Annotated in this window: 23 protein-coding genes, 3 tRNA genes and 1 pseudogene; 16 read left to right on the top strand and 11 right to left on the bottom strand. The window is 59.5% G+C overall.

Annotation, left to right across the window (positions count from 1 at the left end; genetic code table 11):
- The first annotated feature begins 12 nt into the window (after nt 1-12).
- The 7 genes from panD (at nt 13) to AC3WK5_RS06515 (ending at nt 9,993) form a co-directional block, all read left to right on the top strand.
- Entirely contained in the window at nt 13-393 is a 381-nt protein-coding gene (panD, locus tag AC3WK5_RS06545) for an aspartate 1-decarboxylase (RefSeq protein ID WP_003228271.1), read from the top strand.
- Between the two features lie 245 nt (nt 394-638).
- Nucleotides 639-2,303, top strand: coding sequence for a glucose-6-phosphate isomerase (pgi, locus tag AC3WK5_RS06540; protein WP_103320164.1), 1,665 nt, complete (start codon nt 639-641; stop codon nt 2,301-2,303).
- Between the two features lie 204 nt (nt 2,304-2,507).
- Nucleotides 2,508-4,445, top strand: a complete 1,938-nt coding sequence (acs, locus tag AC3WK5_RS06535; protein ID WP_103320167.1) for an acetate--CoA ligase — start codon at nt 2,508-2,510, stop codon at nt 4,443-4,445.
- Between the two features lie 63 nt (nt 4,446-4,508).
- Complete coding sequence (locus AC3WK5_RS06530) at nt 4,509-5,381, top strand: oxygenase MpaB family protein (protein ID WP_103320169.1); 873 nt, start codon at nt 4,509-4,511, stop codon at nt 5,379-5,381.
- A 244-nt stretch (nt 5,382-5,625) separates the two neighbouring features.
- Nucleotides 5,626-6,642, top strand: coding sequence for a class I SAM-dependent rRNA methyltransferase (locus AC3WK5_RS06525; protein WP_103320171.1), 1,017 nt, complete (start codon nt 5,626-5,628; stop codon nt 6,640-6,642).
- Nucleotides 6,643-6,748: 106 nt separating this feature from the next.
- Nucleotides 6,749-9,691, top strand: a complete 2,943-nt coding sequence (locus AC3WK5_RS06520; protein WP_103320173.1) for a DUF748 domain-containing protein — start codon at nt 6,749-6,751, stop codon at nt 9,689-9,691.
- 2 nt (nt 9,692-9,693) lie between these two features.
- Nucleotides 9,694-9,993, top strand: a complete 300-nt coding sequence (locus tag AC3WK5_RS06515; protein ID WP_103320175.1) for a DUF2845 domain-containing protein — start codon at nt 9,694-9,696, stop codon at nt 9,991-9,993.
- Between the two features lie 148 nt (nt 9,994-10,141).
- On the opposite strand, the gene AC3WK5_RS06510 is transcribed toward AC3WK5_RS06515, so the two are convergent.
- Both AC3WK5_RS06510 and AC3WK5_RS06505 read right to left on the bottom strand, forming a co-directional pair.
- A complete protein-coding gene (locus AC3WK5_RS06510; protein ID WP_103320177.1) occupies nt 10,142-10,498 on the bottom strand; it encodes a BON domain-containing protein in 357 nt (118 codons plus the stop codon).
- Nucleotides 10,499-10,775: 277 nt separating this feature from the next.
- The gene (locus tag AC3WK5_RS06505) at nt 10,776-11,186 is read right to left on the bottom strand and encodes a pilin (protein WP_103320179.1); all 411 of its coding nucleotides are present in this window, start codon (nt 11,184-11,186) and stop codon (nt 10,776-10,778) included.
- Between the two features lie 226 nt (nt 11,187-11,412).
- Here AC3WK5_RS06505 and pilB point away from each other — a divergent pair, with 226 nt between their 5' ends.
- The 5 genes from pilB to yacG are packed head-to-tail and all read left to right on the top strand — an operon-like array spanning nt 11,413 to nt 16,026.
- Nucleotides 11,413-13,113, top strand: a complete 1,701-nt coding sequence (pilB, locus tag AC3WK5_RS06500; RefSeq protein ID WP_103320181.1) for a type IV-A pilus assembly ATPase PilB — start codon at nt 11,413-11,415, stop codon at nt 13,111-13,113.
- A 3-nt stretch (nt 13,114-13,116) separates the two neighbouring features.
- The gene (locus tag AC3WK5_RS06495) at nt 13,117-14,334 is read left to right on the top strand and encodes a type II secretion system F family protein (RefSeq protein WP_103320183.1); all 1,218 of its coding nucleotides are present in this window, start codon (nt 13,117-13,119) and stop codon (nt 14,332-14,334) included.
- A 2-nt stretch (nt 14,335-14,336) separates the two neighbouring features.
- On the top strand, nt 14,337-15,209 hold the full coding sequence (locus AC3WK5_RS06490) for a prepilin peptidase (RefSeq protein ID WP_103320185.1): 873 nt from the start codon (nt 14,337-14,339) through the stop codon (nt 15,207-15,209).
- Complete coding sequence (gene coaE, locus AC3WK5_RS06485) at nt 15,206-15,829, top strand: dephospho-CoA kinase (RefSeq protein ID WP_103320186.1); 624 nt, start codon at nt 15,206-15,208, stop codon at nt 15,827-15,829. The genes AC3WK5_RS06490 and coaE overlap by 4 nt, the downstream gene beginning before the upstream one ends.
- Nucleotides 15,826-16,026 carry a DNA gyrase inhibitor YacG gene (gene yacG, locus AC3WK5_RS06480; protein ID WP_054595543.1) on the top strand — a complete coding sequence of 67 codons (201 nt, stop codon included), beginning with the start codon at nt 15,826-15,828 and terminating at the stop codon, nt 16,024-16,026. Before coaE ends, yacG begins: the two co-directional genes overlap by 4 nt.
- A 9-nt stretch (nt 16,027-16,035) precedes the next feature.
- Here yacG and AC3WK5_RS06475 read toward each other — a convergent pair whose 3' ends face one another.
- From AC3WK5_RS06475 to AC3WK5_RS06465, 3 genes are all read right to left on the bottom strand, one after another.
- On the bottom strand, nt 16,036-16,251 hold the full coding sequence (locus AC3WK5_RS06475; protein WP_054595542.1) for a hypothetical protein: 216 nt from the start codon (nt 16,249-16,251) through the stop codon (nt 16,036-16,038).
- A 63-nt stretch (nt 16,252-16,314) separates the two neighbouring features.
- Complete coding sequence (locus AC3WK5_RS06470; RefSeq protein ID WP_103320189.1) at nt 16,315-17,001, bottom strand: energy-coupling factor ABC transporter permease; 687 nt, start codon at nt 16,999-17,001, stop codon at nt 16,315-16,317.
- Nucleotides 17,002-17,131: 130 nt separating this feature from the next.
- Complete coding sequence (locus tag AC3WK5_RS06465) at nt 17,132-18,064, bottom strand: LysR family transcriptional regulator (RefSeq protein ID WP_103320191.1); 933 nt, start codon at nt 18,062-18,064, stop codon at nt 17,132-17,134.
- Nucleotides 18,065-18,185: 121 nt separating this feature from the next.
- Between AC3WK5_RS06465 and AC3WK5_RS06460 the strand changes: the two genes are divergently transcribed.
- The gene (locus AC3WK5_RS06460; RefSeq protein WP_103320193.1) at nt 18,186-18,425 is read left to right on the top strand and encodes a DUF2790 domain-containing protein; all 240 of its coding nucleotides are present in this window, start codon (nt 18,186-18,188) and stop codon (nt 18,423-18,425) included.
- A 20-nt stretch (nt 18,426-18,445) separates the two neighbouring features.
- Here the strand turns inward: AC3WK5_RS06460 and AC3WK5_RS06455 are convergent.
- From AC3WK5_RS06455 to AC3WK5_RS06445, 3 genes and pseudogenes are all read right to left on the bottom strand, one after another.
- Nucleotides 18,446-18,838 (bottom strand): annotated as a pseudogene (locus AC3WK5_RS06455) (methyl-accepting chemotaxis protein); the annotation flags it as partial.
- Between the two features lie 494 nt (nt 18,839-19,332).
- Nucleotides 19,333-20,601, bottom strand: a complete 1,269-nt coding sequence (locus AC3WK5_RS06450) for an OprD family porin (RefSeq protein ID WP_103320196.1) — start codon at nt 20,599-20,601, stop codon at nt 19,333-19,335.
- A gap of 74 nt (nt 20,602-20,675) precedes the next feature.
- Entirely contained in the window at nt 20,676-22,019 is a 1,344-nt protein-coding gene (locus AC3WK5_RS06445; RefSeq protein WP_103320198.1) for an aromatic acid/H+ symport family MFS transporter, read from the bottom strand.
- A 252-nt stretch (nt 22,020-22,271) separates the two neighbouring features.
- On the opposite strand from AC3WK5_RS06445, the gene AC3WK5_RS06440 reads away from it, so the two are divergent.
- The 3 genes from AC3WK5_RS06440 (at nt 22,272) to AC3WK5_RS06430 (ending at nt 24,507) form a co-directional block, all read left to right on the top strand.
- The gene (locus AC3WK5_RS06440) at nt 22,272-22,898 is read left to right on the top strand and encodes a DUF1780 domain-containing protein (protein WP_054595535.1); all 627 of its coding nucleotides are present in this window, start codon (nt 22,272-22,274) and stop codon (nt 22,896-22,898) included.
- A 76-nt stretch (nt 22,899-22,974) separates the two neighbouring features.
- On the top strand, nt 22,975-23,148 hold the full coding sequence (locus AC3WK5_RS06435) for a DUF3094 family protein (protein WP_054595534.1): 174 nt from the start codon (nt 22,975-22,977) through the stop codon (nt 23,146-23,148).
- Between the two features lie 60 nt (nt 23,149-23,208).
- Nucleotides 23,209-24,507: an NAD(P)/FAD-dependent oxidoreductase gene (locus AC3WK5_RS06430; RefSeq protein ID WP_103320200.1), complete on the top strand. Its 1,299-nt coding sequence runs from the start codon at nt 23,209-23,211 to the stop codon at nt 24,505-24,507.
- Nucleotides 24,508-24,684: 177 nt separating this feature from the next.
- Here AC3WK5_RS06430 and AC3WK5_RS06425 read toward each other — a convergent pair.
- The 3 genes from AC3WK5_RS06425 to AC3WK5_RS06415 all read right to left on the bottom strand — a co-directional run bounded on the left by AC3WK5_RS06425 (nt 24,685) and on the right by AC3WK5_RS06415 (nt 25,017).
- A tRNA-Pro gene (locus AC3WK5_RS06425) sits at nt 24,685-24,761 on the bottom strand.
- A 98-nt stretch (nt 24,762-24,859) separates the two neighbouring features.
- Nucleotides 24,860-24,935, bottom strand: a tRNA-Lys gene (locus AC3WK5_RS06420).
- A 5-nt stretch (nt 24,936-24,940) separates the two neighbouring features.
- Nucleotides 24,941-25,017, bottom strand: a tRNA-Pro gene (locus AC3WK5_RS06415).
- Nucleotide 25,018: the final 1 nt, after the last annotated feature.

The raw sequence follows: 25,018 nt of genomic DNA, 5'->3' as shown, positions 1-25,018 counted from the left end.
AGGGAAACACTCATGCACGCCATCATGCTCAAAGCCAAGCTGCATCGCGCCGAAGTTACCCACGCAGTGCTCGACTACGAAGGCTCTTGCGCCATCGACGGCGAATGGCTGGACCTGTCCGGGATCCGTGAGTACGAACAGATCCAGATCTACAACGTCGACAACGGCGAACGCTTCACCACTTACGCCATCCGTGGCGAAGAAGGCTCGCGCATGATCTCGGTCAACGGCGCCGCCGCACACAAAGCCAAGGTCGGTGATCGGGTGATCATCTGCGCTTACGCTCATTACAGCGAAGCCGAACTGCTCAATTTCAAACCGCGCATGCTCTACATGGCTCCAGGCAACGAATTGAGCCATACCAGCAATGCCATCCCGGTTCAGGTCGCCTGAGCCCTCCCCCGTACTCCGAACACTGAAAGCCCGCCTGCCTGGCGACCTTAAGTGCCGGTACAAAATAGTACCGGCCACAGGTCAGACAAAGCCAAGACAGATCACACCGCGAGGTTTACTGTAATCGCCCTGCGCTATTAAATCGTTTATTCGCAGTTCAACCGGAGGGTGCCTGTCATCAAACAGGACATTCCGGATTTTTCAGTGTCCTAAAGGCAGTCCAAGTAAAAAGGAAACCCGCAGCGATGGCGTACTACCGCACTCCTCATGACGTTACCGCTCTGCCAGCCTGGCAGGCGCTGAATGATCACCGCCAAGCCATGCAGGATTTCAGCATGCGCGAAGCGTTCAATGCCGACCCGCAGCGTTTTACCCAGTTCACACTGAGCAGCTGTGGACTATTTCTTGATTACTCGAAAAACCTGATCAACACCGAAACCCGCAATCTGCTGGTGGGCCTGGCGAACGAAGTCGGCTTGCAAGACGCGATCAAGGCGTTGTTCAACGGCGAAATCGTCAATGCCTCCGAAGGCCGTCCGGCGTTGCATACGGCCCTGCGCCGCCCGGTGGGCGACAAGCTGTCGGTCAATGGCGTCAACGTCATGCCTGACGTGCACAAAGTGCTGAACCAGATCACCGAGCTGGTCGGGCGCATTCACGACGGCCTGTGGCGTGGTTACACCGAGAAGCCGATCACCGACGTGGTGAACATCGGCATCGGTGGTTCGTTCCTCGGCCCTGAACTGGTTTCCGAAGCGCTGTTGTCCTACGCCCAGAAAGGCGTGCGCTGCCATTACCTGGCGAACATCGACGGCAGCGAATTCCATGAGTTGTCGGCAAAGATTCGTGCCGAAACCACACTGTTCATCGTTTCCTCGAAATCCTTCAACACCCTCGAAACCCTGAAAAACGCCCAGGCCGCACGCGCCTGGTACCTGGCTCAGGGCGGCTCCGAAGCCGAGCTGTATCGACACTTCATCGCCGTTTCGAGCAACAACGCTGCGGCCGTGGCCTTCGGTATTCGCGAAGAAAACATCTTCCCGATGTGGGACTGGGTTGGCGGGCGTTACTCGCTGTGGTCAGCCATCGGCTTGCCGATTGCCCTGGCCATCGGCATGTCGAACTTCAAGGAACTGCTGTCTGGCGCCTACACCATGGACCAGCACTTCCAGAGCGCACCGTTCGAACAGAACATGCCGGTGCTGCTGGCATTGCTCGGTGTCTGGTATGGCAACTTCTGGGGCGCGCAAAGCCACGCGATCCTGCCGTATGACCACTACCTGCGCAACATCACCAAGCACTTGCAGCAACTGGACATGGAGTCCAACGGCAAGAGCGTACGTCAGGACGGCACACCGGTTTCCACCGATACCGGTCCGGTCATCTGGGGCGGCGTCGGTTGCAACGGTCAACACGCCTATCACCAGTTGCTGCACCAAGGCACCCAGCTGATTCCAGCCGACTTCATCGTGCCGATCGTCAGCTTCAACCCGGTTGCCGACCACCACCAGTGGCTGTACGCCAACTGCCTGTCGCAAAGCCAGGCGCTGATGCTCGGCAAGACCCACGCCGAGGCGGAAGCCGAGCTGCGTGAAAAAGGCGTGGCCGAAGACCAGGTGCAAAAACTCGCGCCGCACAAGGTGATCCCGGGCAACCGCCCGAGCAACACCCTGGTGGTCGAGCGCATCAGCCCGCGTCGTCTGGGCGCGCTGGTCGCGATGTACGAGCACAAGGTGTTCGTGCAGAGCGTGATCTGGGGCATCAACGCCTTCGACCAATGGGGCGTGGAGTTGGGCAAGGAGCTGGGCAAAGGCGTCTACAGCCGCCTGGTCGGCAGCGAAGAAACCCCGGCCGAAGACGCTTCGACCCAGGGCCTGATCAACTACTTCCGCGGTCGTCACCGCGGGTGATTTGACCCTCGCTCCCACAGGTCTGCACTGACCTTGTGGGAGCGGGCTTGCTCGCGAAAGCGGTGGGTCAGTCGCCATCAATGCTGAATGACAAACCGCATTCGCGAGCAAGCCCGCTCCCACACTGGGTCGGTGCAAGTCTTGAACCCATTCACTACTCGGCGCATCTTTATCACTTGTGCAATACAAGCATAAGGAACCGCCATGTTCGATATCAGCACGTTCCCCAAAGCCGATGCCGTCCGCCAGGCTGCGCAACTGAGTCAGGACGACTACCAGCGCCTGTACCGCCAATCCATCGAGCAACCCGACATTTTCTGGGCCGAACAGGCCAAGCGTTTTCTTGACTGGTCGACCCCCTGGCAAAGCGTTCAACACACGAATATCAAAACCGGCGCGGCACAATGGTTTGCCGGTGCTCAGCTCAACGTCAGCTATAACTGCATCGATCGCCACCTCGCCCAACGCGGCGAACAGACCGCGATCATCTGGGAAGGCGACGACCCGGCTGAATCGCTGCACATCACCTACCAAAAACTGCATCACTGCGTTTGCCGCCTGGCCAACGTGCTGAAAAGCCGTGGCGTAAAAAAAGGCGACCGGGTGTGCATCTACATGCCAATGATCCCTGAAGCCGCCTACGCAATGCTCGCCTGTGCACGCATCGGCGCCGTGCACTCGGTGGTCTTTGGCGGGTTTTCCCCCGATTCCCTGCGTGACCGGATCCTCGACGCGGACTGCCGCACCGTGATTACCGCCGATGAAGGGGTACGTGGCGGTAAATACGTACCGCTCAAACAGAACGTCGACAAAGCCCTGCTCAGTTGCCCGGCCGTCAGTACTGTCGTAGTGGTCGAACACACTCAGATCGAGGTCAATTGGGTCGAGGGCCGCGACCTCTGGTATCACCAGGCCCTACGCGACGTCAGCGACGACTGCCCGCCAGAACCCATGGACGCCGAAGACCCGTTGTTCATCCTTTACACTTCCGGCAGCACCGGTAAACCCAAAGGCGTGCTACACACCACTGGCGGCTATCTGCTGCAAGCAGCGATGACCTTCAAGTACGTGTTCGACTACCGCGACGGCGAAGTCTTCTGGTGCACCGCCGACGTCGGCTGGGTCACCGGCCACAGCTACATCGTCTACGGGCCACTGGCCAATGGCGCGACCACCCTGATCTTCGAGGGCGTGCCAAGCTACCCGAACAGCTCGCGGTTCTGGCAGGTCATCGACAAGCATCAGGTGAACATTTTCTACACCGCGCCAACCGCTTTGCGGGCCCTGATGCGCGAAGGACTGGAACCCTTGAAAGACAGCTCACGCGCCAGTTTGCGGCTGCTGGGCAGCGTTGGCGAGCCGATCAACCCGGAAGCCTGGGACTGGTATTTCAACGCGGTCGGCGAGCAGCGCTGCCCGATCGTCGACACCTGGTGGCAGACTGAAACCGGAGGCATCATGCTCAGCCCGCTGGTTAGCGCACAACGAATCAAACCCGGTTGCGCGACCCGGCCGATGTTCGGCGTGCAACCGGTATTGCTTGATGAACAAGGCAAGGAAATCAGCGGCGCCGGCAGCGGCGTGCTCGCCATAAAATCAAGCTGGCCAGGGCAAATCCGCAGTGTCTATGGCGACCCGCAACGCATGATCGATACCTATTTCAAACCCTATCCCGGCTACTACTTCACCGGCGACGGCGCACGGCGCGATGAAGACGGCGACTACTGGATCACCGGACGCATCGATGATGTGATCAACGTCTCTGGGCACCGCATCGGCACCGCCGAAGTCGAAAGCGCACTGGTGCTGCATGACAGCATCGCCGAGGCTGCGGTGGTCGGTTACCCCCACGACCTCAAGGGCCAGGGCATCTACGCCTTTGTCACGCCGATGAACGGCATCGAACCCAGCGACGCATTGAAGAAAGAACTGCTGGCCCACGTCAGCCAGGAAATCGGCAGTTTCGCCAGACCCGATCTGATTCAATGGGCGCCGGCCTTGCCGAAAACCCGTTCGGGCAAGATCATGCGGCGCATCCTGCGCAAGATTGCCTGCAATGAGCTCGACAGCCTCGGTGACACCTCGACCCTGGCCGACCCCAGCGTGGTCGCCGGGCTGATCGACAAGCGTCTGAACCAATGATCTGTTTACCCAAGCGCGGCCGTTGGCCGCGCACTTTTTAAATGCCATAGCCACCGAGTCGTCATGGAATTCATCCGTAGCCGTATCGAAACCCAGATCATGAGCCTGTCCGGCCTTTCGCTGGGCAAGCTCGACCTGGAAAACCCCAAGGGCGATCCCGGGCTCTTCGGCCCCGACTCGGTGAGCTGGCAAGTGCATGGCGACTTCAGCAGCATGCTCATCGGCGGCATCAGCGCCTTAATGCTGCAAGCCTTGCACCCGCTGGCACTGGCCGGGGTCTGGGACCACTCGAACTTCCGCGAAGACATGCTCGGTCGACTGCGCCGCACCGGGCAGTTCATCTCCGGTACCACCTTCGGTTCGCGTCAGGACGCCGAGTGGCTGATCGAGAAAGTGCGCACCATTCACCTGCAAGTGGTCGGCACCGCGCCCGATGGGCGCCCTTATGCCGCCAGCGATCCGGACCTGCTGACCTGGGTCCATGTGGCCGAGGTCAGCAATTTTCTCGCTGCGCATTTGCGCTACCGCAATCCGAATCTTTCGCCAGCCGATCAGGACCGTTACTACAGCGAGATCGCCTTGGTCGCCGAGCGTCTGGGCGCCCGCGATGTTCCGCGCTCACGGCGGGAAATCAGCGAATACCTTGAGCGAATTCGCCCACAACTGCTCTGCGATGAACGCAGCCGCGAAGTGCTGCGGTTGCTCCTCGCTGCACCGTCACCCAGCCGCCTGGCCAGGCCCTTCGGTGGGCTGATGATGCAAGCGGGCATCGACCTGCTGCCCGACTGGGCCAGTGACATGCTCGGTGTCCGCCAGAATCCGCTGCAACGCAAACTGATTCGCGCCAGCGTCAATCGCAGTGCCCCGATGCTGCGCTGGGCGGTGCGCAATGGTTCGGTGCAGCGGGCCAAACGGCGGATGGGAATCCCCAGCTGAATGCGTGGTGTTGCCGACCGAACGCCAAGTCCTCGCCAAACAATTACCCTGTGGCGAGGGAGCTTGCTCCCGTTGGAGCGCGAAGCGCTCCCAAATCCTTCAGCCGAGTTCTTTCAGACAGAGCACGGTCGAATGTTTTACGGGCGCTGCGCACCCGAGCGGGAGCAAGCTCCCTCGCCACAGGGGATCCATCGATCACAATCCTGTTAAACTCTCGCGCCAAATTCCCCAGCAAGGCGCGTCCATGTCTTCCTTGAATCAGGCGCTGCGCGCCGCCCTCGATCATCGCCAAGACTTGCTCGCCGAGCTCCACTCGCAAGGTACCGACTGCTATCGGCTGTTTCATGGCAGCCAGGAAGGTGCCGGCGGCCTGACCGTCGACCGTTACGGCCCGCAACTGCTGGTCCAGAGCTTTCACCAGTCGCTGGAACGCGATGACTTGCTCGCGTTGCACGAGGTCATCAATCAGCACCTCAACCTCAACACCCTGCTGGTCTATAACGACCGCTCGCGGGGTAACTCGCGCATTGATCGCGAAGACACGGTCTACCGCGCCGAAGAGGCCGCTCTTGTCGACATGGTCGGCCACGAATGGGGCCTGAACTACCGGGTCCGTGGTCGCCACGCCGGGCAAGACCCTCTGCTGTTTCTCGACCTGCGCAACGCCCGCGGCTGGGTCAAGGATCACAGCGCCGGCAAAAGCGTGCTGAACCTGTTCGCCTACACCTGCGGCGTCGGCCTTGCCGCGGCGGCTGGCGGTGCACGCGAGGTGTGCAATCTGGATTTCGCCGAGGGTAACCTGGCAGTCGGCCGTGAGAACGGCCTGCTCAACCCGCAATTGCCAACCATGCAGTTCGTACAGTCCGATTACTTTCCGGCCATCCGCCAACTCGCCGGCCTGCCGATCAGCCAGCGCCGTGGACAGAAACTGCCCAGTTATCCGCGCCTGGAACAGCGTCAGTACGACCTGGTCCTGCTCGATCCACCCGCCTGGGCCAAAAGTGCATTCGGCACCGTTGACCTGCTGCGCGACTACCAGAGTTTGCTCAAACCGGCGCTACTGGCCACCGCCGACGATGGTGTGCTGATCTGCTGCAACAACCTGGCAAAAGTCAGCATGGACGACTGGCGTGAGCAGGTGCTGCGCTGCGCAGAAAAGGCCGGACGCCCGGTACGCGACTGGAAAGTGCTGACACCTGGCAGCGACTTTCCGTCGATGGATCAGCAGCCGCCGCTGAAAACCCTGATCCTGCAATTCTGAGCTCTTTCGAAAAAACCTGACATTTGCTGTTCAAGGTGATTGCTTTGGAACCAGAATCGCATGCCATACTCCAAGCCACTCCCGATTCCGATAGTTGAAGCCGAACATGCCCAAAGGATTGATTCGCGCCATCGGCGCCTTGTTGATTGCCGTCGCCCTTTACAGCGTGTTGGGGTTTCTGATTTTACCGGGCATCGCCTTGCGGATCGCCAATCAACAATTGGCCAACTACGCGGCGGTGCCTGCGCACATTCAACGGATCGAACTCAATCCCTTCAGTCTTGAACTGACCGTGTGGGGCCTGAACATCGGCGAGCCGGGCAAGGAACAGCTTGCCTTCGAGCGCCTGTACGCCAACCTGCAAATCGATAGCCTCTGGACTCGTGCACTGCACTTGATCGATGTGCAACTGGACAAGCCGAAAACCGAGATTCTGTTCAACAAGGACGGCAGCCTGAACCTCACGCAACTGTTCAAGTTGCCAGCCAGTGAGCCGACGCCTGCGGACCCGAACGCCAAACCCTTCCCGCTGCGCATCGACCACATCAATCTGGCCAGTGGTTATGTGCACTTCCAGGACCTGCGCCCGAGCGAGCCGATCGAATTCCTGTACGACACGCTCAATCTGGAGTTGAACAACCTCAGTACCCTGCCCGACGACAACGCCGCCATGACCCTCGTCGCAGCTGGCCCGGCGGGTGGCCGGATCGACTGGACCGGCCACATCAGCCTGGTTCCCATCAGCTCCGAAGGCACACTGAAAGTCACCGACGGCAAAATGAAATCCTGGTGGCCTTACGTGCGTGACGCATTGCCGCTGGTGCTTGAAGACGGAACGCTGAACCTGAGTACCGATTACAAGTTCAACCTGACGCAGGGAACCGAACTGCTGCTGAACAACGCCTCGGTCAGCGTTGCTCCGTTCGCCATCAAGGCCCCGGATGGCCGGCCGCTGGTGCGCCTCGAACGTCTGGACGTCAGCGAGACCACGGTCGATCTGGTCAAGCAACAAGTGATCGTCGGCAAGATCCGCAGCCAGAAGCTCGAAACCTGGGCCGCCCGCGAAGCCGATGGCCAGCTCGACTGGCAGAAGCTCTTCGCCAGCCAACCGACCAAACCGGCCACAAAGCCCGAATCAACCAAGGCCCCGGCGGCGGCAGACTCGCCGCAACCAAAACCTGATCCAGCGGTGCCGAGCAAGCCCTGGCAAGTGCTGCTCAAGGATGTCGAGCTGCGCAACTATCAAGTGCACTTGGCCGACCGTCAGGCCCAGCCGGCAGTGGCACTGGAGCTCGGCCCGCTAAACGTCGACGTGAAGAATTTCGATAGCCTCAATGGTTCGCCGTTCTCCCTCAAGGTCGATACCGGCCTGGGCAAGCAGGGCAAGATTCTCGCGAATGGCGAGGTCAACCTCGCGCCGATCAGCGCCAAACTCAAGGTCCAGACCAAAGACATCGACTTGCGCGTCGCCCAGTCCTATATCAACCCGTTCATTCGTCTGGAGCTGCGTTCCGGGATGCTCGGCAGCGACCTGGCGGTTGACCTGAAAAGCACCGAGCCACTGGCGTTCAGCGTCACCGGCCGCGCTCAGGTAGATCAATTGCACACCCTGGACACTCTGAAAACCCGCGACTTCCTCAAGTGGCAGCAAGTGGTGGTCGAAGGCCTGAACTACCAACATGGCGACAGCCTGTCGATCGACAAGGTCAACCTGCAACAGCCGTATGTGCGCTTCATGATCAACGATGACCGCACCACCAACATCAATGACCTGTTGATCCCGCAATCGCCCGACAACGGCAGTAAAACCGCCACCGCGAAACCTGCTGCAAGCAAGGACAAGCCACTGGGTATCCACATCGGCGCGATTGCGATCAACGACGGCTCGGCGAACTTCGCCGACTTCAGCCTGACACCGAACTTCGCCACCGCCATTCAACAGCTCAACGGCCAGATCGGCACCATCGACAGCCGCCAGGTCAAACCTGCCGCCGTCGACATCAAGGGCAAAGTCGACCGCTACGCCCCGGTGACCATCAAGGGCAGCGTCACCCCGTTCGACCCGATGACCGCGCTGGATATCGCCACCAGTTTCAAACGCGTCGAACTGACCACCCTGACCCCCTACTCCGGCAAATTTGCCGGTTACCGGATCCGCAAGGGCCGGCTCAATCTCGACCTGCACTACCAGATCGTCAAAGGCCAGTTGAAAGCCGAAAACAAAGTGGTGGTGGAGCAACTGCAACTGGGCGAAAAAGTCGACAGCCCGGACGCCGTGAGCTTGCCGCTGAAACTGGCCATCGCCTTGCTCAAGGACAGCGATGGCAAAATTTCCATTGATCTGCCGATAACAGGCGATCTGAACAACCCGCAATTCAGCATCATGCCGATCATCTGGCAAACCCTGCGCAACCTGATCGTGCGCGCGGCCGAGGCCCCCTTCAAGCTCATTGGCGGGCTGGTCAACGGCAGTGGGGCCGAGGACCTGGGCAGCGTGTCGTTCGCACCCGGTTCAAGTGAGCTGAGCAAGAACGCCGAGTCGGCACTCGATACCCTGGCCAAAGCGCTCAAGGAACGTCCGGCCCTGCGCCTGGAAATCGAAGGCACCGCCGCTGAGAAGAGCGATGGCCCCTTGATTGCCGAACAGCGACTGGAACGTGAATACCAGTACAACTACTACAAAATGCTCCAGCGTCGCGGCGACAAAGTCCCTGCGCAAGCTTCGTTGCTGGCAGTCCCGGACAGCGAAAAAGGCCCGCTGCTCGAAGCCATTTACCGCACACGCCTGAAAACCCAGCCACCGGCCGAATGGACGCAACTGGGCAAAGCAGAGCGCACCGCCAAACTGCGTGAAGGCGTGATCAAGTTCTGGTCTTCAGACACCGCGCTGCTGCGCCAACTGGGTCAGGATCGCGCCAGCACCATCAAGGACTACCTGGTCGACAAAGCCCAGCTCGCCGATGACCGGGTGTATTTCGTTGACGCTAACCTGGGCGAAGCCGAAAGCGATGGCCGAGTCGTCACGCCCATGCACCTGGATGCGGAGTAAGCATGAATAGCCGATTGCTGATCAGCCTGGCACTGGCGTTCTTCGCCAGCCAGGTGCAAGCCCAGACCGATACCTTGCGCTGCGGCAGTCAGTTGATCAGCGTCGGCGATCGCACCAGTGAAGTGCTGCACAAATGTGGCGAGCCGGTTGCACGTGATGCGTTGGGCTACAAACGCAGCGCCAATCGCCGGGAAGAAGTCCCGGTTGAGGAATGGACCTACGGTCCGAACAGCGGCATGTACCAATACCTGCGCTTTGAAGGCAACCGCCTCGTACGGATCACCAGCAAACGCGGAAGCTGAAGTTACGACTATCCAATGTGGGAGCGGGCTTGCTCGCGAAGGCGGACTGACATTCAACATTGATGCTGAATGTTATGGCCCCTTCGCGAGCAAGCCCGCTCCCACATTGGTTCTACAGCGCTCTCAAGATTCCCTTAAACCCTGGTTCTTACTGGGCCAACAGGCCATCCGCCGATACGGCTTTGACGCCTTTGATTTTCTTGGTGATAGCGACGGCCATTTCTTTCTGAGACTGGGTAATGGCTACTTTCGACGATAGAGAAACGACGCCTTTGTTGGTTTCGACTTTGATGTCGGTGCCAGGAATCCCCTTCTCGGTGACCAGATCGCTTTTCACTTTAGTGGTGATCCAGGTATCGGAAGTGGCTTCCTCGGCCTTGGTCATTTCACCGGCAGCCACCACCATCGGCGACTGTGTGGCTTGAGTGGTCTGCGCAAATGCAGCGTTGGCCATGGTCAGGGTCAGAGCGGTTGCAGCGGCGGCAGCGATAGCGAACGTCTTCATACGAGTAACTCCTGTTCTTCCAGAAAGTCTGCTGCATGCCTTCTCAGCAGGGTTAACAGAGACAGTGCGAAGGCCGTGCCAACTAGAGACAGCTAAATAAACCAATAAAAATCAATGCGTTATAAAAAAACCAAATAACTGGAGTCATGCAAAATGCATGACCCGGGCGTTGTTGACATGCAAGTTGCGGGTTTTATCGAATTACCGCGATGCCATCGAGCGGTCGAGAAAATGCCTCGCGTCCGTAGAGGCGAGGCATTGAGGCTTCGATACAGGATCAGACGCCAGTGCAACCCTTGGGCGCGTAGTCCTGCAATACAGTGGTCGCGCAAGACCAGCCACCGGCCAGTGTCCGCGAGAGCGTGATGGTTTTGCTGAGGACAGGCCCTGGCGCATTGAGAATCGTGCAAGCAATGGTACCCACACCCGTGGATGCAGTACCCGATGCCGTGATAGTGCAGTTACCGGTAGTTGCCGTGCCACCGATCAGCGCCAGTGTCGGGTCGGTGCCCTGATTGATAATGTCTTCAAACGGCACCTTCAGTGCTGAAATTTCCGCCAGCCCCGCGGTGACCTTCGCCCGCGCCTGATACTTGGAATACAGCGGCAATGCGAACGTCGCCAGAATGCCGATGATCGCCACCACGATCAGCAGCTCGATGAGGGTAAAACCTTTTTGATTATTCATAGAACAGGCTCCATGCATGAGGCGAAATCTCATGTCCTGAACCAGTCAAAGCACAGCACATGCCAACCCCTGCGCCCCCGGCTTACAGGGTGTCAGATCGGCAAAAGCCCGGCACATACCCCGAAGAACCGCACTATCTGACACTTTTTGTCACCTCAAGAGCGCTGGTGAGGTTCCATCCGTTGACTAGGCTATAAGTCTTGAACGGTCTGTGCCTGGTAATCGAATGAATGACATCGCCCTCAGCGGTCTGGCCAAGCAATTGGTTCTGGCCGAACTGCTCACTGACAAAAGCGCGCAACAGGCGTATCAGCAAGCTCAACGCAATCGCGTTTCCCTGGTCAGCTATCTGGTACAGAACAAAATGGTGAGCAGTCGCCAGGTTGGGGAAATTGCCTCAGAGCATTTCGGCGTCGCCTTCCTCGACCTCAACTGTCTCGACAAAGACTCCCAGCCCAAAGACCTGGTCAGTGAAAAGCTGATTCGCCAGCACCACGCCCTGCCACTCTGGCGGCGCGGCAACAAACTGTTCGTGGGCATTTCCGACCCGAGCAATCAGCAGGCGATCAACGATATCCAGTTCAGCACCGGGCTCACCACCGAAGCGATCCTGGTCGAAGACGACAAGCTCAGCGACGCCATCGAGAAATTCTTCGACAGCCACAGCACGGGCCTGGAAGACATGGCCGATATCGACCTCGGGGACCCGGACATCGAAGCCGTCGACGACCAGCGCCAGGACGCTGTCACCGGCCAGGACTCCGACGATGCCCCGGTGGTGCGCTTCGTCAACAAGATGCTGCTGGACGCGATCAAGGGCGGCTCCTCGGACCTGCATTTCGAGCCCTACGAAAAAATCTATCGGGTGCGGGTACGGACCGACGGCATGCTGCGCGAAGTCGCCAGACCGCCGACTCAATTGGCCAACCGCATCGCTGCCCGTCTCAAGGTGATGGCCAGCCTGGACATTTCGGAACGTCGAAAACCCCAGGACGGGCGGCTCAAGATGCACCTGTCGAAAAGCAAATCCATCGATTTTCGGGTCAACACCCTGCCAACGTTGTGGGGCGAAAAAGTCGTGATCCGGATTCTCGACCCCTCCAGTGCACAGATGGGCATCGACGCGCTGGGTTACGAGCCCGATCAAAAAGACCTGTATATGGCGGCGCTCAAGCAACCTCAAGGGCTGATTCTGGTCACCGGACCGACCGGCTCGGGGAAAACCGTGTCGCTGTACACCGGGTTGAATATCCTCAACACCGTCGACATCAACATCTCCACCGCCGAAGACCCGGTGGAAATCAACATGGAAGGCATCAACCAGGTCAACGTCAATCCCAGGCAGGGCCTGGACTTCGCTCAGGCGTTGCGCTCATTTCTGCGCCAGGACCCGGACGTGATCATGGTCGGCGAGATCCGCGATCTGGAAACCGCCGAAATCGCGATCAAGGCTGCGCAAACCGGCCACCTGGTGCTTTCCACCCTGCACACCAACAGCGCAGCTGAAACCCTGACCCGGCTGCACAACATGGGCATCCCGGGGTTCAACATCGCCACGGCCGTGCACCTGATCATTGCCCAGCGCCTGGCCCGCAAGCTGTGCCCCCACTGCAAAAAAAACCTCTCGATTCCCGACGAAACTCTGATCAAGGAAGGCTTCCCACGGGAACGCATCGGCTCCTTCACGATCTACGAACCCGTCGGTTGCGATCTCTGCAACAACGGCTACAAAGGGCGAGTCGGTATCTATGAAGTGGTGAAAAACACCCCGCAGCTGCAACGACTGATCATGGCTGAAGGCAACTCTCTGGAAATCGATACGCAGATGCGCAAGGACGGCTTCAACGACCTGCGCACCTCGGGCTTGCTCAAGGCCATGCAGGGCATCACCAGCCTCGAAGAAATCAACCGGGTCACCAAGGATTGAGTCATGGCGGTCAAAGCAATCAAGGTCAGCGTCTACGCCTGGGAAGGCACCGACAGGAAAGGCAGCAAGGTAACCGGCGAGCTGAGCGGTCATAACCCGGCCTTGATCAAGGCGCAGCTACGCAAACAAGGGATCAACCCGGGCAAAGTACGGAAAAAAACCGCTTCGCTGTTCAACCTCGGCAACCGTATCAAGGCGCTGGACATTGCTCTCTTCACCCGGCAAATGGCGACCATGATGAAAGCCGGTGTGCCACTGCTGCAGTCGTTCGACATCATCGGCGAAGGCTTCGACAACCCGAACATGCGCAAGCTGGTGGACGAGGTGAAACAGGAAGTCGCCGCCGGCAACAGCTTCGCCACCGCACTGCGGAAAAAGCCGCAGTACTTCGATGAGCTCTACTGCAATCTGGTCGACGCAGGCGAGCAGGCCGGCGCGCTCGACACGCTGCTGGAGCGGATTGCGACCTACAAGGAGAAAAGCGAAAGCCTCAAGGCCAAGATCAAAAAAGCCATGACCTATCCGCTGGCCGTGGTCTTTGTCGCAATCATCGTCACCGGCATTCTGCTGGTCAAAGTGGTCCCGCAATTTCAGTCGGTGTTTTCCGGATTTGGTGCAGAACTCCCGGCCTTTACCCTGATGGTGATCGGTCTGTCCGAGTTCATGCAGGCGTGGTGGTGGCTGTTACTCGGCGGCCTGATCATCGGGGCCCTGAGCTTTCGCCATGCGCTCAAGCGCTCGCAACGCTTTTGCGACTGGCTGGATGCCAAACTGCTGAAAATGCCGATACTCGGCGCACTGCTCTACAAATCGGCGGTGGCGCGCTTTGCCCGTACCCTGTCGACCACCTTCGCCGCAGGCGTCCCCCTGGTCGAAGCTCTGGATTCGGTAGCAGGTGCTACTGGCAATATCGTGTTCAAACGGGCGGTTCTGCGCATCAAACAGGATGTCTCCACCGGCATGCAATTGAACTTCTCGATGCGCACCAGCAGGATTTTCCCCAACATGGCGATTCAAATGGCCGCCATTGGCGAGGAGTCTGGCGCACTCGACGATATGCTCGACAAAGTTGCGATCTACTATGAAGCTGAAGTCGACAATATGGTCGACAGCCTGACCAGCCTGTTGGAGCCGTTCATCATGGTGGTGCTCGGCGTCATTGTCGGCGGGCTGGTGGTTGCCATGTACCTGCCCATTTTCCAACTCGGTTCAGCGATTTGAACATGCCCTTGAGTGAATTCATGGCCGGTTACCCACTGGCATTCGTTGTCAGTGCGCTAGTGCTTGGGCTGGTGATCGGTAGTTTTCTCAACGTGGTGGTCTGGCGCCTGCCGAAAATGCTTGAGGGCGACTGGCGGCAACAAGCCCTGGATGTACTGGGTTTACCCCCTGAAGCACCGGGCCCGACCTACAACCTGATGTTGCCGCATTCACACTGCCCGCAGTGCGCCCATCGAATCCGCGTCTGGGAGAACATTCCGCTGCTCAGTTACCTGGCACTGCGCGGCCGGTGCTCGAATTGCAAAGCACCGATCAGCGCCCGCTACCCCTTGACCGAACTGGCCTGCGGCGTGCTCTCGGCGTTTGTCGCCTGGCACTTCGGCTTCGGTTGGACAGCTGCGTGGGTGCTGGTCCTGAGTTGGGGGTTATTGGCGATGTGCCTGATCGACGCCGACCACCAATTGCTGCCGGATGTGCTGGTGTTGCCGTTGTTGTGGCTGGGTCTGATCGTCAACAGCTTCGAGCTTTTCGTGCCTTTGCAGGCGGCGATGTGGGGGGCGGTAGCCGGCTACCTGCTGCTGTGGTCGGTGTATTGGCTGTTCAAGCTGATGACTGGCAAGGAAGGTATCGGTCACGGCGACTTCAAGCTCCTGGCGCTGCTCGGTGCCTGGGGCGGTTGGCAGATTCTGCCGCTGACGGTCCTGCTTTCATCGCTGGTGGGTGCTGTGGGGGGAGTGATTTTACTGCGCCTGAAAGACGCCAACACCTCGACGCCGATCCCCTTCGGACCCTATCTGGCAATTGCCGGCTGGATTGCCTTGCTCTGGGGTGGTCAAATAACCGGCTTCTATTGGCAGTTTGTCGGTTTCAAATGAATACCCCTGTGGAAAAACCCTGGATTCTCGGCCTGACCGGTGGCATCGGCAGCGGCAAAAGCGCGGCGGCCCAGCACTTCATCGATCTGGGTGTGCACGCGGTGGATGCCGATCATGCCGCGCGCTGGGTGGTCGAACCCGGTCGCCCGGCGCTGGCGCAGATTGCCGAGCACTTCGGTGTCGGCGTGCTGCAAGTCGATGGCCAATTGAATCGCGCGGCACTGCGCAAGCTGATCTTTGAAGTCCCCGAAGAACGCCGCTGGCTCGAAGCGTTGCTGCATCCGCTGATCGCTCAGGAAATCGCCGCGCACCTGGCACGCGCACAATCACCTTATGCGATTCTGGTGTCGCCGCTGTTGATCGAGTCCGGGCAGTACAAAATGACCCAGCGAGTGCTGGTGATCGACGCACCGGAACACTTACAGATCGAACGAACCTTGCAGCGCGACCAGACCAGCGAACAGCAGGTCCAGGCGATCCTCAAGGCCCAGTCCAGCCGTCAGGACCGCCTCAGCCATGCCGACGATGTGGTGGTCAATGACCGCGACCTCGCCTGGCTGCACAGCGAGGTCGAACGCCTGCATCACTTTTACCTTACTTTGCGTGGAGGCCAGTCATGAGCCAACCCCCTGTCGTCGAATGTCCAACCTGCGGCGCCCCTGTTGAATGGAGCGCGACCAGCACCTTCCGGCCGTTTTGCTCGGACCGTTGCAAACTGATCGATCTGGGCGCCTGGGCCTCGGAAGAACACAAGATTCCGGTCAGCCCCGACTCTGAAGACGAGTTGTTCTCGGAAGATTTCGACCCGCGCCACTGATCCCGCCCCTCAGGGCCGCATGAACCCGTAGTCCTGGCTGTCATCGAGATTCTCCGCCAGAAACTGCAACTCATCGGCCAGATCCTCGACACTGCGTACGCCCTTGCTCTGCTGCACCACCGCACTGAGCAAGGCACGCAGGCTCAACCCCGGTTCAAACCCCGCCTCATGCGCCGACTCGAGACTGTTGCGCAATTCCTGCCTTGCCCATTCGTAAACGCTCATGCCACTGCTCCTGAGGATTTTCCAGAGCATGGAATCGCAGCCGATTCGAACATTTGATATGGATCAAGGCTTGTCGTCGTCCTTCCACGGCGCCGACAAATAACGCGTGCGGTTGAAGGTCTCCAGCCACTCGGGACAGAACACCACCAGCGAACTGATCACCATGCCGTTGATAAACGCCTCGGGGAAAATGATCAGCCACAGGTAACCGACAAAATCCTCCAGCCATTCCGGCATCGCAAAACGCTCGTCGAACCACAACAGCCCCAACCCCGCCAGCAGGCAGAGCAACGCCGAAAGCCCGGCGGCCAAAAAGCCCGAGCAAAAGATATACACAAAGGGATTACGCGGTTGCGCCCGCTCCACCAGGATCGCGCAGCCTTCGGTGACCAGCACCGGCAACAGAATCAGCAACGCGCCATTGACCCCCATTGCGGCCAGGTCCTGACGCCCGAGCAGCACCAGCCCCACCTGCGCCACCAGCCCGCCGACAATCGCCAGCGGCCAGTCCAGCAATAACGTCACCGCCGTCATGCCGATGATGTGATAAGACACGCCGGTGTCGAAGTCCCGTCGCACCAGCCAGAGGACGAACAACGCGAACACCGTACCGAACAGCAAATGCTGACGCCGACTGTCCGTGAACAACTCGACCCACGGTGCTCGGGCAACGGCCCAGATCAGCACTGGCACGTAGATCAGCCAGCCGACCGTGAGGGTTTCGGGCGAGAGCAATGCGGCACCGATCATCGCGGCAGGCACTCCCACGCCCACAACGGCACAAAACCCGGTAACCCTACTGAGCAGACCTTCACTCCAGACTCCTTCCTGAACCGAAACAAGCCTTGAGTCTACACCGCCCTGCGCGCGCCCTCAGATCTCAGGCCCAGTGGCGTGGATCGCTCATCACTGCCTCATGCTCGGCGAACAGGCGCGGTAACTCCGCCTTGAGAAAATCCACCCAGGTTCGGACCTTTGCATCGAGAAAGCGCCGAGACGGGTACAACGCGTAGACATTGCGCTCACGCGGGCGATAGGTCGGCAGCAGGCGCAGCAACGTGCCGTCGCTCAACGGCCGAGTCGCGGTATAAAACGGCAACAGACTGACCCCCATCCCCGCCTCGGAAGCCTTGACCATCGACTCGGCTACATTGCACTGAAAGGTCTTCGCCGGGCTGACGCGGTGCTCACCCTCCTCGTCATGGAACACCCATTGATCGCTGTACAACGGATCCAGCATGCGCAGGCAGCGATGATCGTTCAGGGCCAGCGGCTTGTCTGGCACCCCCTGGCGTTGCAGGTAGTCGGGGGAGGCGCAGGGCACGCTGTAGATCTGCCCGACGACCTGGGCGACAAACTGCGAGTCGGCCAGCTCATGGGCAATCGAAATCACCACGTCATGGCCTCCTTCCAGCGGATCCGGATTGCGTTGCGACAAGGTCAGCTCGAACACCACATCAGGATAGAGTTCGGTGTATCGAGCGATCAGCGGCGTGATCAGCACACCCAGGCCATGCATGCTGTGAACCCGCAACCGACCGCTGGGCTTGAGATGAGCGCCACGCGCTTCGGCCGTAGCCTCCTCCATCTCTTCGAGTATTTGCCGACTGCGCAGCAAAAAGCGCTCGCCGGCCTCGGTCAGGCTCAAACGCCGAGTGGTGCGTTGCAGCAGGCGCGCCTGCACATGCAGCTCCAGGTCCGCGACCAACCGGGACACTTGCGCGGTCGAGAGTTCGAGCGCGTCGGCGGCGGCGGTAAAGCTGCCGCTGTCCACCACGCGGACAAACACCCGCAAGTTATTGAGCAAATCCATAGGCCCTCCTCGGGCACTGACTGTTGCGTTTCACGTAAGGCTGCATCAGGCACTTGCCCCTTTATCGGTAGCGGGTAAGGCATAGACTTCAATCATCGGAACCCACACGGAGTACACAAAAATGAAAACCTTGATCAGCCTGTTTCTGACCGTTGTCGCCACCTCCGCCATGGCCGCCGGCAACGAACCCGCCACTCCGTACAACCCGGCGCAACCGCTGGACATCGCCAAGGTGCTTTCCGTGACAAACACCGCCACCGCCTGCGACGTAGTGCCGGCGACCATGGTCTACATCGATCATCAAGGCCAGACCCATCGCGTGACTTACCAGGTCATGGGCAGCTGCACGAGCGACCTGTGATCCCTGGCTCGCTGCACGACTCAAACGACCATCCGTTTCGCCTGCAAGGCCAGATCATGCAGCCCGGCCAAGCGCGCCATGATGCGCTCGACCACTTCGACCCGGGCCAGCGCACCACTTTGCAGTTCGCCCATCGAGTGCAGCGCCACTTCGGCCTTCTCCAGCCCCAGACGCGTTGAACCGGCCAACTGCTCGATACCTTGGCGCGCATGCTCGGCGGACTGTTCCAGGCCCGTCGCGATCTGCCTGATCTGCGCACTGGAATCCGCCGCCTGACGTGACAGATTGCGCACTTCGTCCGCCACCACCGCAAAGCCTCGACCATGACTGCCCGCCCGCGCCGCCTCGATGGCTGCGTTCAACGCCAGCAGATTGGTCTGACGGGAAATGTCCTGAATGCTGCCGACAATCGCACCGATGCGCATCGACTGACCGCCAAGTTCATCGAATACTTGATCGAGACGCTGCATATAGAGGTTCAGGTCCCCCAGCACACTGGCCGAAGACTGCATGCTCAGCGCACTCGCCTTCACCCGCTCACCGGCCGTGCGCGCCAGCTGATTGGCAAAACGCATGTCTTCCTCGGTTTGCAGCACCGACTCGGTCAATTGCTCCAGCGTGAGGTGCACAATCGCACCGGGCCATTCGCGCTCGGGTTGCACTGCCGGGGTCGGGGGCTCGATCAGCTCCACGCTCGGCACGGGAGTTTCAGACTCAAGCGGCAGCGTCACTGTCACCGGTGGCTGTCGACGATACAGCGCCGCAGCGAACAGCAATGCGAGGTTGATCCCGCCAGCCAGCAGCAGCCGCTCGTTATCGCCCCAGGCCAACATCACAGCGCCCACGCCAGCGCTCATCAACAGTAAACCTGCACCGATCTTGCGCGGCCGGCGTTCTTGCGCGCCGGTCATAGCAGCGTCCAGGTGTAACTGAGGATCAAGCGGTTTTCGTCGATATCACTGCGGTAGTTGGAACGCGCCACGGCGTTGCGCACGCGTATCCCGAGACCTTTGAGGGTGCCGCTCTGCAGCACATAACCGAGATCGAGATCGCGTTCGCGGTCCTTGCCTTCGAAACCCTTGCCGGTGTCGACGTTGTTGCCGGTGATGTAACGCACAGTGCTGGTCAGCCCAGGCACCCCGAGGGCGGCGAAGTCGTAGTCATAGCGCGCCTGCCAGGAGCGTTCGTCGGTGTAGGCAAACTCGTAGGTCGGCACCTCGTTGCCCAGCGGCGAGATGTTGGCGAAGACTCGTGGGAAGGCACTATCACCATACATCCCCTGATAACCGACATAGAACGTATGGCCGCCATGCTTGGCCGAGAGCAAGGAGAAGAACGCCCGGTTGTCGATGTTACCCAGCAATTTTTTGCCGTCCTCATGGGAGTCGTAGTACCCGAGGTTGGCGCCCAGGGTCCAGTCGCCCAACGGTTCACTGTGCTTGAGGCCGAGGAAGCGCTGGTTGTAGATATCTTCCAGTTGCCCGTACCAGGCGCTGACCGAGGTGCGTTTGTCATTGAAGGCGTAATCGGCGCCCGCAAAGTTGAAACCGTCACTGCTGGCCTGGCGCTGCGGCACATGACCGAGCATGGCCTGCATCTTTTGCTCGCCGGACTCGTTGCGCAGGCTGGTCGAACTCAAATGCCCAGCCTGCAAGGTCAGGCCGTTGATCTCGTTGGAGCTGATGCTCGCCCCTTGGTAGGTCGGCGGCAGCAAGCGAATATCGCTGAAGGCCAGCACCGGCAGGTTGGGTTGCAACTCACCGAGCTTCAACTCGGTACGCGAGTAACGCAGCTTCAATGCGCCGGCCAGACGACTGTAATCATCCGCCGCCCGCCCATCGCTCTGTACTGGCAACAGCCCGGTATTGACCCGGTCCGGACTGCTGTCGAGCTTGAGGCCGAGCAAGCCAATGACATCCACGCCGACACCGATAGTGCCTTGGGTGTAACCGGATTTGACGTTAAGGATGAAGCCTTGGGCCCACTCTTCGGCCTTCGACTGTTTGTTGGCCCCGACAATGTCGGAAAAGTCCCGGCTGAAGTAGTAATTGCGCGCCTGCAAGGTGGCGCTGGCGTCTTCGATAAAGCCGCCCTCGGCAGCCATCAGGCCACTGGAAAAACCCGAGACGACCGTCAGGGACACCGCTGAACCCAGTGTGGGGAGAATCTGTTTCATCGCTTTTCTCTTATTGTTATTGATCGACAGGTTGGCGTGCGCCACCCGCAGCGTTGCGATGCGGGTGGTGGAAGTCAGACGCTGGTCGGCACCAGTCTCGAGGCGAGGCCTTTGCTGCTGCGTTGGCAGCTGATGGCGAACACGGCCATGGCGATGGCGGCGATCGCCCCCGGCAAGGCGAACGCCATGAAATTCAGTTGCAGCGGCAGACTGATTCCCAGCAACGCACCGCCCAGCAGCGGGCCGACGATGGCCCCGTTGCGGCCGATACCCGAGGCCCAGCCCAAACCGGTGGAACGAATGGCCATGGAGTAAAACTGCGCGGCGCAGGCATACAACAGGATCTGCGAGCCGATCGTGGTGGCACCGGCAATGGCGATCAGCAGGTAGAGCACCGGCGTCGGGCTGTTGAAGCCGAGCAAGGTGATGGATACGGCGGCGATGCTGAAGAACACCGCCAAGACCCTCGGCAGGTTGAGTTTGTCACCCAATACGCCGCCGCCGACCGCGCCGAAGATGGCACCGAAGTTCAGTACCAGCAGGAATGACAGACTCGAACCCAGGCTATAACCGGCGTTGGCCATCAGTTTCGGCAGCCAGGAGCTCAAGGCATACACCATCAACAGGCAGCAGAAAAACGCCAGCCACAACATCAGCGTGCGCATCGCCCGACCTTCACGAAACAGCTGTAAAACCGGGGTGCCGCGGCCTTTTACTTCGGTCATGTGCAGTTGATCGGTGGCGTGCGCAACATAAGCCGGGTCAACCCGTTGGAGAACCTTGCGCGCCTGTTCATTGCGGCCCTGACGCAGCATGAAACCTACCGACTCGGGCAAGAAATACATGATCAGCGGCAACAGCAACAACGGCACAATCGCCACATAAAACACCGACTGCCAGCCAAAGCTCGGGATCAGAACGATGCCCAGCCCGGCCGAGAGCATGCCGCCCACCGAGTAGCCGCTGAACATGATCGCCACCAGGGTACTGCGGATCTTTTTCGGCGCGTACTCGTTCATCAGCGCCACCACGTTAGGCATCACCCCGCCAATCCCCAGCCCGGCGATGAACCGGCAAATGCCAAATTCAGTAGGGTTGCCGGCAAAACCATTGAGTACGGTAAAACCGCTGAAAAGCATCACGCACAGGGTGATGGCTTTTTTGCGGCCGATCCTGTCCGACAGCGGGCCGAAAAACAGCGCCCCGAACATCATGCCAAACAATGCATAACTGCCTAATGCACCTGCCTGCAGAGGACTCAGCCCCCAGTCCTTCATCAGCATCGGCAGCACCACGCCGTAGATCACCAGATCGTAACCATCGAAGATGATGATCAGGGCACACCAGCACAGCACCCTCCAGTGAAAACGGTTGAAGCGTGCGTTGTCGATAACCTCATGTACGTCGATCGTGCGCATGGCATCTTTTCTCTTGTTGTTGTTTTTTTAAGAGCTTCGGTAACGCGGTAAACGTCCGTAAAGCCGAGGGTAGGGACGTCTGGCGCGCGGAAATATCCGCTTTGTGCAGATCGCTATCCGTTTTGTGCAGTGCCCTGGACCGGGCCTTGGAGGAAAATCGCCGGATGCTTGCAACGATGAAGACTCGGGAAAGTTTTTCCTCTCCGACAAACTGTCTTCTTTGCGATCGCATTTGAACGCTAAGCTTGGCCTATGGATGACTCAGATTATTTGCGCCTGCTGACCATCGCGGCCGAGCAAGCCAACGCGTTCCTTTCCAATGCCCGCAAATGGGAGCGTGAGCGTTGGGTTTGCCAACGCCTGTTGCAAGGCTTGAACATTCCCTACCGCGTCGACGAATTCACCCCCGCCGGTGAACCGCCGGATGTACTGTTTCGCGAGGCGAATTTCGAGGTGTTCTTCGTGCTCGACGAAGGTCGACGGTTGAATGACGAGTGGCGCGACGAGCTGCAACGCCGGCGCAGTGCATTCTCCCTGAGCCAACTGGTGCGCCGCGAAGCCAAGCCCAGGCGTATTCCAGCCAACGAGTTCTTGCTGAGACTGGCACCGACCTTGCGCAAAAAAGCCCATAACTACAAAGAACGCGGGATGGACCTGGGCGAACTGGACATCATCGCCTTCGCCAGCCTCAAGCGCGAAGTGCTCGACCTCAACAGCCATTTCCCGCCGCCCACCGAATACCTGCGCCAGGGGTGGCGCTCGCTGTCGCTGGTCGGCCCGACCTTCGCTCGAGTGCTGTTCGCTCACCCGGATGCACCGGACTTTTTGCGCGGTAACCTGGGACGCAGCATCCTCTTCGACGTCGGGATCAGCTTGTGAACCCACGACAGCAATTGTTGGCGCCCCTGCTGTAGCTTCTATACATTTAGCAACGTCTACCTGACGAGGGCTTATCATGACCAGCCGCCTGAAACCCGACGACCAGCAGCATGTCGAAGAGTATCTGCAACTGTCCCAGAACCGAGTCGAGCGCCGGCCTTTCCGGCCGTGGATGCTCCTCGTGGTGGTATTGGCAGTGACCATTGGCCTGGGCCTTGTGAGCCGACTTATCAGTTACCTGACGCTATGAGCAGCGTGGCGCTCGCTCGGGTAATTGCACCGATTTCCTTTAGCCTTGCGAGATATCCCCATGACTCATCGTATTGTCATCGTTGGCGGCGGCGCCGGCGGTCTGGAGTTGGCTACCCGTCTGGGTAAGACTCTGGGCAAGCGTGGCACGGCCAGTGTGATGCTGGTCGACGCGAACCTGACGCACATCTGGAAACCGCTGTTACATGAAGTGGCGGCAGGTTCGCTGAACTCTTCCGAAGACGAACTCAACTATGTTGCCCAGGCAAAATGGAACCACTTCGAGTTCCAGCTGGGGCGCATGAGCGGGCTCGATCGCGCACAGAAAAAAATCCAGCTGGCTGCTACCTACGATGAAAATGGCCGGGAACTGGTGCCGGCACGCGAAGTGGCTTACGACTCGCTGGTGATTTCGGTCGGCAGCACCACCAACGATTTCGGCACCCAGGGCGCGGCGCAACACTGCCTGTTCCTCGACACCCGTAAACAGGCCGAGCGCTTCCACCAGCAATTGCTCAACCACTACCTGCGCGCCCACGCCGGGCAATCCGATGCGGTGCAACAGATCAGCGTGGCCATCGTCGGCGCGGGTGCCACCGGCGTCGAACTGGCGGCGGAACTGCACAACGCGGCCCACGAACTGGCGGCATACGGCCTGGACCGGATTCTTCCGGAAAACATGCACATCACCCTGATCGAAGCTGGCCCACGGGTGCTGCCTGCCCTGCCGGAGCGGATCGGCGGACCTGTGCATAAAACCCTGGAAAAACTCGGCGTCACGGTGCTGACTAACGCAGCCGTCAGTGAAGTCACCGCCGATGCGCTGATCACTGCCAGCGGCCAGGAGATCAAGGCCAGCCTGAAAGTCTGGGCGGCCGGGATCCGTGCGCCGGGTTTCCTCAAGGATATCGACGGCCTGGAAACCAACCGGATCAACCAGCTGCAAGTGCTGCCGACCCTGCAAACCACCCACGACGAAAATATCTTTGCTTTCGGTGACTGCGCAGCCTGCCCGCAACCGGGCACCGATCGCAACGTGCCGCCACGTGCGCAAGCCGCGCACCAACAAGCCTCGCTGCTGGCCAAATCGTTGAAACTGCGCATCGAAGGCAAGCCGTTGCCGACGTACAAGTACACCGATTACGGTTCCCTGATCTCGTTGTCGCGTTTTTCGGCTGTGGGTAACTTGATGGGCAACCTGACCGGCAGCGTAATGCTCGAAGGCTGGCTGGCGCGGATGTTTTACGTGTCGCTGTACCGCATGCACCAGGTTGCGTTATACGGCCCGTTCCGCACAGCGATGCTGATGCTCGGCAGCAGGATTGGTCGCGGCACTGAACCGCGCCTGAAGCTGCATTAACTCAATCCAGTGTGGGAGCGGGCTTGCTCGCGAAGCTGACAACTCGGCGCATCTGATGTACCAAGTCATCGTTCTTCGCGAGCAAGCCCGCTCCCACATTTGGTTTCGTCGCCCAGAAGATCGCTTTCTCGCAGGCAAAAAAAATCCCCGTATCTTTCGATACGAGGATTTTTAATATGGTCGGGGTAAGGGGATTCGAACTCCTGACATCCTGCTCCCAAAGCAGGCGCGCTACCGGACTGCGCTATACCCCGGTAAAAAAAAGGCACCCTTTTAAAAGAGCGCCTTCTTCGATCAGCGCTTTTGGCCTCTGATCTTAAGATTCGATTCCAGCGCTAACTGGTTTCAAAAATGGTGGGTCGTGTGGGATTCGAACCTACGACCAATTGGTTAAAAGCCAACTGCTCTACCAACTGAGCTAACGACCCAAAAATGGTCGGGGTAAGGGGATTCGAACTCCTGACATCCTGCTCCCAAAGCAGGCGCGCTACCGGACTGCGCTATACCCCGG

The organism is Pseudomonas sp. FW306-02-D09B, from assembly GCF_058782685.1.
Note: the sequence above shows the minus strand (reverse complement) of the source record. Positions and strands in the feature narration are given on the sequence as shown.

Excerpts from the sequence above, each read along its gene's own strand:
- AC3WK5_RS06470 (WP_103320189.1), bottom strand. The coding sequence starts at position 17,001 with ATGATCGGTGCCGCATTGCTCTCGCCCGAAACCCTCACGGTCGGCTGG.
- AC3WK5_RS06520 (WP_103320173.1), top strand. The coding sequence starts at position 6,749 with ATGCCCAAAGGATTGATTCGCGCCATCGGCGCCTTGTTGATTGCCGTC.
- AC3WK5_RS06490 (WP_103320185.1), top strand. The coding sequence starts at position 14,337 with ATGCCCTTGAGTGAATTCATGGCCGGTTACCCACTGGCATTCGTTGTC.
- AC3WK5_RS06515 (WP_103320175.1), top strand. The coding sequence starts at position 9,694 with ATGAATAGCCGATTGCTGATCAGCCTGGCACTGGCGTTCTTCGCCAGC.
- pgi (WP_103320164.1), top strand. The coding sequence starts at position 639 with ATGGCGTACTACCGCACTCCTCATGACGTTACCGCTCTGCCAGCCTGG.
- AC3WK5_RS06450 (WP_103320196.1), bottom strand. The coding sequence starts at position 20,601 with ATGAAACAGATTCTCCCCACACTGGGTTCAGCGGTGTCCCTGACGGTC.
- AC3WK5_RS06475 (WP_054595542.1), bottom strand. The coding sequence starts at position 16,251 with ATGAGCGTTTACGAATGGGCAAGGCAGGAATTGCGCAACAGTCTCGAG.
- AC3WK5_RS06440 (WP_054595535.1), top strand. The coding sequence starts at position 22,272 with ATGGATGACTCAGATTATTTGCGCCTGCTGACCATCGCGGCCGAGCAA.
- coaE (WP_103320186.1), top strand. The coding sequence starts at position 15,206 with ATGAATACCCCTGTGGAAAAACCCTGGATTCTCGGCCTGACCGGTGGC.
- pilB (WP_103320181.1), top strand. The coding sequence starts at position 11,413 with ATGAATGACATCGCCCTCAGCGGTCTGGCCAAGCAATTGGTTCTGGCC.
- AC3WK5_RS06525 (WP_103320171.1), top strand. The coding sequence starts at position 5,626 with ATGTCTTCCTTGAATCAGGCGCTGCGCGCCGCCCTCGATCATCGCCAA.
- AC3WK5_RS06430 (WP_103320200.1), top strand. The coding sequence starts at position 23,209 with ATGACTCATCGTATTGTCATCGTTGGCGGCGGCGCCGGCGGTCTGGAG.
- AC3WK5_RS06465 (WP_103320191.1), bottom strand. The coding sequence starts at position 18,064 with ATGGATTTGCTCAATAACTTGCGGGTGTTTGTCCGCGTGGTGGACAGC.
- panD (WP_003228271.1), top strand. The coding sequence starts at position 13 with ATGCACGCCATCATGCTCAAAGCCAAGCTGCATCGCGCCGAAGTTACC.
- AC3WK5_RS06505 (WP_103320179.1), bottom strand. The coding sequence starts at position 11,186 with ATGAATAATCAAAAAGGTTTTACCCTCATCGAGCTGCTGATCGTGGTG.
- AC3WK5_RS06435 (WP_054595534.1), top strand. The coding sequence starts at position 22,975 with ATGACCAGCCGCCTGAAACCCGACGACCAGCAGCATGTCGAAGAGTAT.
- yacG (WP_054595543.1), top strand. The coding sequence starts at position 15,826 with ATGAGCCAACCCCCTGTCGTCGAATGTCCAACCTGCGGCGCCCCTGTT.
- AC3WK5_RS06445 (WP_103320198.1), bottom strand. The coding sequence starts at position 22,019 with ATGCGCACGATCGACGTACATGAGGTTATCGACAACGCACGCTTCAAC.
- AC3WK5_RS06510 (WP_103320177.1), bottom strand. The coding sequence starts at position 10,498 with ATGAAGACGTTCGCTATCGCTGCCGCCGCTGCAACCGCTCTGACCCTG.
- AC3WK5_RS06460 (WP_103320193.1), top strand. The coding sequence starts at position 18,186 with ATGAAAACCTTGATCAGCCTGTTTCTGACCGTTGTCGCCACCTCCGCC.
- AC3WK5_RS06530 (WP_103320169.1), top strand. The coding sequence starts at position 4,509 with ATGGAATTCATCCGTAGCCGTATCGAAACCCAGATCATGAGCCTGTCC.
- AC3WK5_RS06495 (WP_103320183.1), top strand. The coding sequence starts at position 13,117 with ATGGCGGTCAAAGCAATCAAGGTCAGCGTCTACGCCTGGGAAGGCACC.
- acs (WP_103320167.1), top strand. The coding sequence starts at position 2,508 with ATGTTCGATATCAGCACGTTCCCCAAAGCCGATGCCGTCCGCCAGGCT.